At 38.8% G+C, this 11,045-nt stretch carries 7 protein-coding genes; 3 read left to right on the top strand and 4 right to left on the bottom strand.

All coding sequences use genetic code 11. The features are described 5' to 3' along the window. Positions 1 to 180 precede the first annotated feature (180 nt). Positions 181 to 1,305, bottom strand: coding sequence for an acyltransferase (locus D0469_RS20680; RefSeq protein ID WP_117328599.1), 1,125 nt, complete (start codon positions 1,303 to 1,305; stop codon positions 181 to 183). Positions 1,306 to 1,809: 504 nt separating this feature from the next. Here D0469_RS20680 and D0469_RS20675 point away from each other — a divergent pair. Further along, positions 1,810 to 3,132 (top strand): glycosyl hydrolase family 28-related protein, encoded by a 1,323-nt coding sequence (locus D0469_RS20675; protein WP_117328598.1) that lies wholly within the window; start codon positions 1,810 to 1,812, stop codon positions 3,130 to 3,132. 337 nt (positions 3,133 to 3,469) lie between these two features. Here the strand turns inward: D0469_RS20675 and D0469_RS20670 are convergent, their stop codons facing one another. The 3 genes from D0469_RS20670 to D0469_RS20660 form a co-directional block, all read right to left on the bottom strand. Continuing rightward, a complete protein-coding gene (locus D0469_RS20670; RefSeq protein ID WP_117328597.1) occupies positions 3,470 to 4,810 on the bottom strand; it encodes a UDP-glucose dehydrogenase family protein in 1,341 nt (446 codons plus the stop codon). Positions 4,811 to 4,836: 26 nt separating this feature from the next. After that, positions 4,837 to 5,727 carry a UTP--glucose-1-phosphate uridylyltransferase GalU gene (gene galU, locus D0469_RS20665; protein ID WP_117328596.1) on the bottom strand — a complete coding sequence of 297 codons (891 nt, stop codon included), beginning with the start codon at positions 5,725 to 5,727 and terminating at the stop codon, positions 4,837 to 4,839. An 80-nt stretch (positions 5,728 to 5,807) separates the two neighbouring features. Next, positions 5,808 to 7,142: a glycosyltransferase family 2 protein gene (locus tag D0469_RS20660; RefSeq protein ID WP_117328595.1), complete on the bottom strand. Its 1,335-nt coding sequence runs from the start codon at positions 7,140 to 7,142 to the stop codon at positions 5,808 to 5,810. 651 nt (positions 7,143 to 7,793) lie between these two features. On the opposite strand from D0469_RS20660, the gene D0469_RS20655 reads away from it, so the two are divergent. Further along, positions 7,794 to 8,492 (top strand): ABC transporter ATP-binding protein, encoded by a 699-nt coding sequence (locus tag D0469_RS20655; RefSeq protein WP_117328594.1) that lies wholly within the window; start codon positions 7,794 to 7,796, stop codon positions 8,490 to 8,492. After that, entirely contained in the window at positions 8,489 to 10,819 is a 2,331-nt protein-coding gene (locus tag D0469_RS20650; protein WP_117328593.1) for an ABC transporter permease, read from the top strand. The genes D0469_RS20655 and D0469_RS20650 overlap by 4 nt, the downstream gene beginning before the upstream one ends. Positions 10,820 to 11,045: the final 226 nt, after the last annotated feature.

The following is an 11,045-nucleotide window of genomic DNA, read 5'->3' as shown; positions in this document are numbered from 1 at the left end:
GAACAGGGCGCTTGCGCTTTTCTGTTATGTCTAGCTCCAGCGCCCAGCCCCTCGAATGTTGTGACCAAAGCCCGTCACAACCCTGGTCATAATCCAATCGCTTCGGAAGGCATAAAGCGGCCTTCTGTCAGCGCTTGTCTTATGCTTGTCAGGGCTGAACAGGGCGCTTGCGCTTTTCTGTTATGCGGTGCTTTTTTTGTTATCCATTGTTTCTGTTGTTTCAATAGACCGTTTCGTCTTCTTTAATTTCGGTACTGGAATAATAAAGCCGCTTAATGGAATAAATTGCAGTATCCGAATGAAAATGGCCGCAATAAGGAGTACAGCTACGAACATAGCCGGTACATAATTTACATGCCAATATTGATGTGGCAGGTGCCTTGCAAACAAATATAAGATCATTGGATGTACCAGATAGATGCCCATGGAATATTGACCAAGTAATATAAGAGGCCTTTTAATGATATTCCATTTATTGAGAAGCGGATACATCCCGATAATCGCAATACTAAGCAATGGTATGTTTACCAAATTCGAAAGCCTTCTATTGGACAAATCACCATTAATGTTATTCTCAACTACAGCTCCTGCTGAAACAGCCATAGCCAATGCGAACATTTTCCAGGGACGTTTTGTTGCATAACTGACTATTTCATCCCAAATGTAAGCTAGCAATCCACCAAAAGCGAAGTAAAAAAGCCATATAGGCATGAACGATTTGCTCGCTAAAAAATTCCCAAATGGCCCTTCTATGCCTGGATTAAAACCAAAGAGGTTATAACTAATTAACAAAGATACAAAGGTGAACAGCAACATAAGGGTTTGAGTGCGAAAGATTTTTTGAAGAAAAGGAAAGATGAGATAAAATTGAACAACGATAGCAACAAAATACAGATGATAGAAAGATTCCCCCAACAATATCTTCTTTAATTCTGATGCCGGTGTACCCAATGCTTGATTATCATAATAATATAGCAGATATCGATATGCCAGGCTCCAGACCAGGAAGGGAAGGACAATTTTAGACGCACGGGATTTGAGAAATTTTCCTGGTTGAAATCCTTTCCTTTTAACCTGGTAGAATAGCAGAAAACCGCTAATAACAGCAAAGATTGGAGTTCCAAATCGGCCGTATTGATTAATAAAGTAGGTTAACCTGTTCCATGTCTCTTCATTCATTCCAAAGTGAGTAGCAGATACATGTACCCCCACAACTGCTAGGCAAGCAAATGCACGCAGAAAATGAACCTCGAAAATATATTTCTTGTTTTCTCTTCCTGGCTGGTTTGCAGTTTCAGCAGACATTGATCCTCTCCTCCTTATTTCTTATGATTTCATCCCCATATTAATCTAAAATTGCATCACTATGTGGGCTTAATATAAAGAGTATACTTTCGTCTTAAATAGCAGCGGAGGACAAATGATTCAGTTGTGCCTTATGTAAGCGCTGTAATGATTGATACTGGTGAACGGGTTCTATTTTCCTAAAAAGCACGAAAGAAAAAATTTGATTGCTAGGTCATAGATTCTCTCCAAAACTTTCATTCTTCCAATATTTTTTCATTCTCATTTGGAACGTAATCCTTATTTTTATCAGGCATTCACCTGATAATATGCTGATGGTGTGAGGCGATACTACTAAAACCACAAACTGATCTGCCCTATATGAGATGAAGCCCGGATTAAAAACTTTATTCCCATGAATTGTTTTACCTTGAGAAACCGTTCTTGTATTTAGTATAACTGTTGTAAGAAACCTTTTTTACACCATAAAGAATTACAATAAGACAACTGTGAGGATGGCATTTTATGGGAATAAAAAAAATAGTATATTTATTGGCTTCTTTGGCACTATTGTGTTTATTAATACTTAAAACCTGTATGCCGGAAGGCGACAATAAGCAACAGGACAAAAATGTTCATGAGAAAAATTTCACCCATCAAGACAAACGGATACTGAACGTAAAGCAATTTGGCGCTGCCGGTGATGGTGAGACCGATGACACCCGTGCCATTAAGGAAGCATTGTCTAATGCAAAAAATAAGAAAGTATACCTGCCGGCTGGAACATACTTGATTTCAGATCCATTGGTCGTTAAAGATAATACTGAAATTTACGGATCTGACTCTATTATTAAAGCAAAATCCGAAGGACCTGCTATGTTAAAAATCCTTGGCCAAAATATTAAAATACATAATCTAATAGTAGATGGAAACCATCTTGTATTACGGGGGCTGAGGGTTATGAATGGAACAAAAAACGTAACAATCCATTCAGCTACTTTCAAAAGCTTCGCTCAGCCAACGACAAAATCCCTGTCAAATTTCACCCCTATAGCTATCCGTATTGAAGGCGGTGTACACAATGTTATGATGGATAATCTGGTTATTAAGGATGTTTTTGCAAATAATGTTTCCTCAGAAGTTGGCTGGCACCATAAAGTCGCTCGTGGAATATTAATAAGCCCTACTCTCGCCAAGCAGCCGGAAAGCCATAATATCACGATCAAGAATTCAACGATTGCCGACATTGGTCCAAAAGACGATGGTGACGGCATTGTAGTCCAAGGTTTAAAAAAGAAAGTCGGGCTCAAAATCCTCAATAATTCCTTTCACAATACTCATAAAAGGGCAATTAAAATTCAATCGCCAGGTGTGCTGATTAAGGATAATAAAATATATAACAGCTTTAAACTCGATAATTTCTATGATACTTATGACGAAGAGCATTATTACGATATGTGGTCAGCTATATCTGTATATGAGGATCATGTAAAAATTCAGGATAATTTTATTGGCGGTAGAGGAAGATATTCTGCGGCAGTTGACATTGCAGGTGGAAGTAATATAGATATAAGCGACAATTTTATTGCAAACGGTGGAAAATCCACTTATTCCCGTTCAGATTTAATAAGAATAAATACAGGTTTTTACGGCGCCAGGAAATTTAAAACTATCTCGATAAAAAATAATCACTTAATGAACGGCAGATATGGTGTACACATTGTTGCAAAAGTATCGAGGTTGAAAATATCAGGAAATACGTTTTCCAATTTAAAGAACCGAACAAACAGCCCGGCTTTCAGGAACCAATTCATATCCCTCCCTTTGGCATATAATTACTTGCATTAACCATGCTACCCCAAAACACATGAAGGAAACATTTTTGTTCAGTCAAAAATGCTTCCGTTCGAAAATATTTAAGCGCTTACATTATTATTTAAGATAAAGACGACTTTAAGTTTATCCGCTTAAAGCCGCCTCACTGTTACTGAGAAAAGAAAAGCGCATGCGACCTGACAGAAGAACAGCTAAGAAAGTCAAGTCACGTCCTCATAAAACAGCCGCTTTGTTTCGTGCGATGAATCTAGCCGATGCATTCCTTGCCCTTGTAGAAACGCTATTCTGATCCACATTCTTTTACAAAGAACGTCCACAAAACTCTAGCAAGGTTAAAACGACGCCAGCATTAAAAAGATGCAGTAAGCTCCCTTTCCTGTATCGCTGGACGAACAGCCTCTCTTCCAACAGAATGGTATTCAATATTGAACTTTTGCACTTCTTCAAGTGAGTAACAATTACGTCCATCAAATAATACTGGCTGCTCATGAAACAAGCAGGTAAGAACAAGGGTTTTTTCAATAACTTCCTTCCAGTCAGTCAGTATAAACACGATATCGGCCTGTTTTACTGCATCCTCTATCTTGTCTGTATAAATGACACCTTCCGGCAGTACCTTCTTTGCATTTTCTATTGCAATGGGATCATAGCCAATAACTTCTGCCTGATCATTCAGCAGCTTTTCAGAAAGAGTAATGGATGCTGCTTCTCTCATATCATCTGTTTCCGGTTTAAAGGCCAATCCGAGCAGAGCAACACGTTTCCCGGCGAGTGAACCAAATCGTTTTTTTGCTTTTTGATATAATACACTTTTTTGAGATTCATTTATTTTAATCACAGATTTTAATAAATGAAAATCATGGTTCGATTCCTCAGAAATTTTCACAAGAGCATGTGTGTCCTTTGGGAAACAGGAGCCACCATATCCAATTCCAGCCTGAAGAAACTTGTCACCGATTCTGCCGTCTTTGCCAATTCCATAAGCTACCTCTTCAACGTCTGCCCCAACTTTTTCTGCAATATTGGCAATTTCATTGATAAAGGAGATTTTAGTAGCCAGAAACGCATTTGCTGCATATTTTATCATTTCAGCACTTAGGATGCTGGTTTTGAGCACAGGAATACGAAATGGCTCATACAATGCCTCCATTTTATCAGCCGCTTCCTCATTCTCTGAACCAATGACAATCCGTTCCCCGTTAAATGTATCCTCTACGGCGGATCCTTCTCTAAGGAACTCCGGATTCGAAACAAAATCAACTGTAACATCTTCCTGAAGATGTTCTAAAACTACCTGTTTAATTTTGTAGTTTGTTCCAATTGGTACAGTGCTTTTCGTTACAATAATCGTATCTCGGCTAATATGACAGGCTATATCTTTTGCAGCCTGCATAACATAGCTCAAATCGGCGGAACCATCTTCTGCTTGCGGAGTTCCTACTGCAATATATACCACCTCAGCATCCCGGAGTCCTTCACTATGGGAAGTAGTAAAATTTAGTCTATTTTTTTTAATATTGTATGCCATTAACTCCTCAAGGCCAGGTTCATAAATAGGCGATTTGCCATGTTTCAGCAAGTTGATTTTATTAGGATTGATATCAAGACAAGTTACATCATGGCCTATATCCGATAAGCAAACTCCTGTTACTAAGCCTACATACCCTGTTCCAATGATTGATACTTTCATATGTAAGTCCCCTCCTGGTCATAAGATTAATGTAGGATTTGTTCTGTATTGACGAGCTCTTTTAAGTACTTTTTTACTTGCGGGTTAAGATCCGGTCTTTCAAGAGAAAAATCAATCGTTGCTTTAACAAACCCAAATTTGTCGCCAACATCATATCGCTTCCCATAAAAGTCATATGCAAGCACATTTTCAATTTCATTTAACTTTTGAATGGCATCGGTGAGTTGAATCTCGCCGCCAGAGCCTGGGGGCAAAGTTTCAAGGATTGAAAAAATCTCAGGAGTGAGTATATATCGCCCCATGATGGCATAATTAGATGGTGCCATTTCAGCCGACGGTTTTTCGACAACCGATGCGAGTGCAATAATCCCCTCATCAAGTGTTTTATTTTCTAATGGAGCGATAATTCCATATTTGGAAACTTCCTTTGGATTTACTTCCTGCACACCAATCACAGAAGTCTGGTACCTATCAAAAACACCAATAAGCTGCTGTAAGCATGGCTGTTCAGATCGGACTATATCGTCACCCAGCAATACGGCAAAAGGTTCATCACCGATAAAGCTTGAAGCACAATGAATGGCGTGCCCCAATCCTTTGGGCTCCTTTTGGCGGATGTAATGAATGTTGGCCATATCCGAAATATCCTGAATTTCTGATAATTTATCGTATTTTTCTTTCTTGTAGAGGGTTTCTTCTAATTCATAAGCTTTATCAAAATGATCTTCAATTGCACGTTTTCCCCGTCCGCTGATTATCAGAATATCTTCAATGCCTGATTTTGCGGCTTCCTCCACAATGTATTGAATGGTTGGCTTGTCAACAATCGGAAGCATTTCTTTTGGCTGAGCCTTAGTAGCAGGCAAAAACCGGGTTCCTAAACCAGCAGCAGGAATGATGGCCTTTCGAATCTTCATGTAACAAACAACTCCTTTATTAATCGATAAAATTTCTTTTACAGAGAGAGTATTGCCTTTAACCAGAACGTTATCGAAAATTAACCTCTAGTACCCCAGGAAGTGGAACGCAAAGTTAGCAGCGCCCAGAAACGAAGCGGGCAGAGCAAGATTAAAAAAAGGATTCCATAGACAGGTGCAAGTAAGAAGGTAAGCGGCTTTTTATACGCATAAAATACGTTTCTTGCATAAGCAGATATTGTCACATAGGCAAGATAGTATATCAGCATGATCCACCCCATTGTTGTAGAAGTTATGTAAAATGCCATAACTAGTGATACACCAAAGGCTAGCCATAAGAACATTTCCAGCATGACCCAAACAAATACGTTCGGTTTTTTTAATCCGATTTTCAGTGCAATTAAGCTTTCCCTAAAGAAGGATTTGTTCCATCGCGACTGCTGCTTAAGAAGTGTATACAGGGAAGTTGGTGCATCTGTAATACAGCGAGCAGTTGACTGATATAATGTTTTTCCTTCTCGAATAGCATAATTTGTCAAACATCTATCATCACCAAGTTGTACCTGTTGCCCCAAAAACATTTGGGTACCATAATGTTCCAGGTTTGCAATGACCACTTGACGTCTATAAGCACTAAGAGGACCGCTGCAGACCAGCACGTTTCCCGTAACCGAGTGTGCCGCCCTCTCCACACGGAAAGCATTATCATATCTCATATCTATCAATCTTGTTAAAATATTATCCGTTCTATTCCGGATATTCACATGTCCCGTGGTTGCAGTCACTTCAGAATCGTTGAAAGGCTTTAACAATTCACGAATAGCATCAGGGAAAACAGTACAGTCTGAATCAACCGTAACGAAAACATCTCCGGTTGCCCGCTCAAAGGCCCAGATTTGCGCATGGCGCTTCCCCTTGTTATTTGGAAGCCGGTGGACAATCACTTTTGGGAGATTCGAAGGGATAATTCCCTCGATATTTGTAAGAAGCGAGTCTCTTAGCTTCAGGGAAGCATTGTAAGCCGATATATCTTTGCTCCCATCATCAATTACGAAAATTTCATGAATTGGGTAATCCTGTTTAAGAATACTTTTAATCGTTCCCAGAACGGCCTCCGGCTCTTCATTATAAGAAGGTATAATCACCGAAACCTTTAAATCCGGCGGGTCCAGGTCGACTGTTTTGTATTTAAAAGAAAGAATCATTTTTCCCAACAGGTACGCAATCATTACTGAACCATAAAGTCCGATGGTTAAATTCAATTTATCGGATGCAGTCCAGTTTACAAAGAAGAGTGCTGCAACAGTTAGAACGAAAAGCGTGATCACAAACGTTTTTTCCTTAACGGAAAATTTCTTGTCTGTCGTAACATGCTGAACTTGTGCTGCAGGTATTTCTTGTACAGCTTTTGACATAGTAGTTCTCCTTTCACCTTTAGATTGAACCGCCGCGCTTTCTGAGCCAGCGCAGTGATTCGTCAAACTCAGCGTAATGACGACAAGATTTTTTATCAATCCTACGTTTGTCCCTTCAGCCAATTCACTTCTATTTGACTACAGCCTCCTAATAATCCCTATCATTAAAGGATGTATGCGATTCCATTTCTTGTATATTTACAAAATGAAAAAATCGTAAACTAACTTTAATGTTTACCCACCTTTTACCATTTTTTTTGTTATCGCACACGTTCTTTATTTCTTATACCGGTGAAGCTGTCTTTACAATCCTTTACTAATTCATTACATTTTCAAATTTCCATCGACTTCAAAAAAAATTTTTTTCTTTGGGATTTTTTTTTATTTAAAACGCAAAGCAATATATGCCGAAAAATTAGACTTTTATGATTATTAACTGGTTAAATAAGGGAAATAATCTAGTTCGTTTTTCTCGAATCCAGCTTCTTTCCAATGAAAAATTGTTTTGTCGAACCAGAAAAAATCTAAAACTTGTGATGTTTTGCTCATAATAATTTCCGTCAAAGAAATAAGAAAACGCGACAGGTGTTGCGCAGTCAGAATCAACATGTTATTACAGTTAGTAAACCGTTACGTTAGGAGTCCTTACTATTGATACAATTACAGAATTTATCTAAAGTCTATTCAAATGATGCCGGACAGTTTTGGGCACTTAAGGATGTTAATTTATCTATCCATAAGGGAGAATTTGTTGCAGTAATCGGAAAATCAGGCAGTGGAAAATCCACACTGTTGCATTTGCTGGCAGGGATAGATTCTCCAACCAACGGATCAATTACTGTGGGTGGTAAAAAGATATCCAGCTTTCCACAAAATTTGATAACAAAATGGCGCTGCCGTGAAACAGGGATTGTCTTTCAGTCCTTTTTTCTGCTGCAGACTCTTACATTGCTTGAAAATGTTATGCTTCCAATGGAATTTTCCCGGTTCCTGACCAGAAGAAAGAGAAAAGAACGGGCACTTAGCCTGCTTAAAGATGTGGACCTCTTGCATAAAGCTAACCATTTCCCCGACTCCGTATCCGGAGGAGAACAGCAAAGATGTGCGATTGCCCGAGCTTTAGCCAATGATGCCCCCCTTATACTCGCCGATGAGCCAACAGGAAACCTGGATTCTGAAAATGCAGAACACATATTTTCACTTTTTAAAAATCTGGCCGCACAAGGCAAAACAATCGTTATGGTTACACATGATACAGATTTTTCACAGAGGGTGGACCGCTCCTTGCTGGTGAAGGATGGACAAATTTCAGATATTTATTTCACTAATGAAAAAGTGGGACAGATATGATGCCTTTGTATTTTAAAAAAGCCTTGCGTGATCTGCGAAAGGATTTAACGGGAATTTTCTTGCTAATCATTTCCATATCAGTTTGTTTAGCCACTATGGCTACATTACTTAATACCAACAAATTGTTTAGCAGTACAGTGCAGGAAACTGCCAAAAACCAGCAGGATTCTGTCTACTTCTACACCAATCCATTTCAGAATGAACTGCCTGATTTAAGAAGTATTAATGGAATTCAACATGCCCAGTCACTTTTTCAAAGCAAGGTGCGTGTGGAATTCAATGGCTCTGCTAAAAACTTTGAATTACAAACATTCCCCTCATATACTACTGGGGAGGAAACCAATCATCCCGGCCCTCCGTTTAAACCTGGGATTTATTTAGAGAAAACAACAATGGATCATTATCACTTAACAAAAGGAGATATGATTTCAGTTAAACTCCCTGGAAAAAAGCAAAAAAACCTGCAAGTTGCAGGCCAAATTACGGACTATGCTTTTATACCTGCTAAATTTACCGGTTTGGGTCGCGGCTACATCTCTCCGGAATCAATGAAAACACTTGGAATTTCATCTCAAAAAAATACAATTAAAATTACACTTCTGCCAGGAGAATATAAAAAAAATGGCGATAACATTCTTCAACATGCTAAAGAGAAGCTCAAGGAGCAGGGGATAACCGTATATCGGACGGAACTGGTTTCAGAGGCCCTAACAGTAAGAAAACAAATGACGGATACCGTCTTTTTATTACTGATTATGCTTGGCACATTGGCAGTAGGCCTGGCAGTTATTCTCGTAATCCATTTTTTTTATCGGCTGACAGCAAAAAAGAAACAGGAAATGAGCATTTTAAAAGTATTCGGTGCACAAAAGAAGGATTTAATATGGAAATACTGCAGTGTGACCTTGGGATTAATAGGGATAGTAATATTTCTATTAACGTTCCTAATTAGTGCCTGTCTTTCCTTTTATTTTTCCAAAACTCTCATTCAAGATTTAAATATTGGACAATTATACTTTCATTATTCGAGGGATGTCCTATTTCTTATTGGTATTTTGTCGTTTTTGGTCCCATCAATTGCAGCGCTTGTGCCCATTAACCGTGTACTGAAAATCCCCATTGTACAGGGACTTAAAAATGGGACAAAACCATATCAAAGAGCAGAAAAGAGAGATTCCGGCTTCTCCCTTTTCCTTCTCTCTGTACGAAATTCATGCAGAAAAAAGGTTCAGCTTTTGACCAACATCCTTATGCTTTCTTTTGGCGGTGCTGTGATCATCTCCTGTGTTGCTCTCAACAATTCCTTGACCAGCACGCTAAAAGAGATGCAAGGCTTTTGGAAGCATGATATGCAATGGGATATTAGGACACAGATGGACATTTCCGATGTTTCCAGGATAGCCAGTAACACGAACGGAGTCTATCAGGCAGAAAGCTGGACAGGGAGAAATGCAGAAGTAGTATTATCATCAAATTACAAGTCGGCTAATGCTCTATTGCTTGCTATTCCCCGAGAAAGCAATATGATACAGCCTATTGTAAAAAAGGGATTTTGGTTAGATTCGCTGCCCTCAAACAGCATTGTTATAAATAGCGATTTTCAACCATTGGCTGGCAATGTTCAACCGGGTGAGTCCATTTCCTTAAAAATTGGTAACAAAAAAAAAACATGGACAATTGGCGGTATTATACAAGGCCAATTAACAGGTCCTTCTATTTATATGGCTGAAGATGATTACCATTCCTGGATAGACGGACAAAAGCCAAATCGGGTTATAGTAAAGCTTTATTCCAATGCAAAGAAGCAATCTGCCCAAACAATAAATGAAATAGAAACTCTATTTAACAGAAATAATATCTCCATTGAAGCTTTTGATACCGCCCAAAATATGAATAACAGGCCAGAACAAATTATTTCCATGGTGCTGTATTGTCTTTTGGTTACCGGCATTCTTTTTTCAGCAGTCGGCATGCTGAATTTAATTGCAGCAATGGGAATAAATGTGTTTGAAAGGAGGCATGAGATAGGATTAATACGGGCTGTTGGAGGCTCCAGAATGAAAATATATCAGCTGCTTTTAGGTGAAGGGCTCTTCATTGCTATGATTTCATGGGGTTTGTCAGCAGCTCTTTCTTATCCACTACAACTGCTTTTAAATGATAAAATCGGGAATTCCCTAATTAACTCCCCTCTGCCATCTTCATTTTCACCGCAGGGATTAAGTTTATGGCTGATAGTCTCCCTGGCATTAGGAATTATAGCTAGTGTAATCCCTGCCAAAAAAACAGCCGATTTACCTATTAAAGAACTTATTGCAGGGAAATAGAGACTGTTCCTACTCCCCGAATATAGATATAAAAACTGTGTATCTGTGTATAAATTAAAGAAGATGGCAGCCTCTTTTACATATGACCATATGACTTTAATGAGCCTCATCAGAATATAACACTTATAGAGCATCCAATAGGATGTTTTTTTTTTGAAGTAAGAAATAAAATGTTTATATTGGCTAGCTACAGCGCCCAGCCCTTCGAGGTCATAAGCCAATCGCT

Origin of the sequence: Peribacillus saganii, assembly GCF_003429095.1 — a bacterium.
Lineage (GTDB): Bacteria > Bacillota > Bacilli > Bacillales > DSM-1321 > Peribacillus > Peribacillus saganii.
Note: the sequence above shows the minus strand (reverse complement) of the source record. Positions and strands in the feature narration are given on the sequence as shown.

Bases quoted from the DNA above. Each gene is read 5' to 3' on its own strand.
- D0469_RS20660 (WP_117328595.1), bottom strand. From the start codon at position 7,142: ATGTCAAAAGCTGTACAAGAAATACCTGCAGCACAAGTTCAGCATGTT.
- D0469_RS20650 (WP_117328593.1), top strand. From the start codon at position 8,489: ATGATGCCTTTGTATTTTAAAAAAGCCTTGCGTGATCTGCGAAAGGAT.
- D0469_RS20680 (WP_117328599.1), bottom strand. From the start codon at position 1,305: ATGTCTGCTGAAACTGCAAACCAGCCAGGAAGAGAAAACAAGAAATAT.
- galU (WP_117328596.1), bottom strand. From the start codon at position 5,727: ATGAAGATTCGAAAGGCCATCATTCCTGCTGCTGGTTTAGGAACCCGG.
- D0469_RS20670 (WP_117328597.1), bottom strand. From the start codon at position 4,810: ATGAAAGTATCAATCATTGGAACAGGGTATGTAGGCTTAGTAACAGGA.
- D0469_RS20675 (WP_117328598.1), top strand. From the start codon at position 1,810: ATGGGAATAAAAAAAATAGTATATTTATTGGCTTCTTTGGCACTATTG.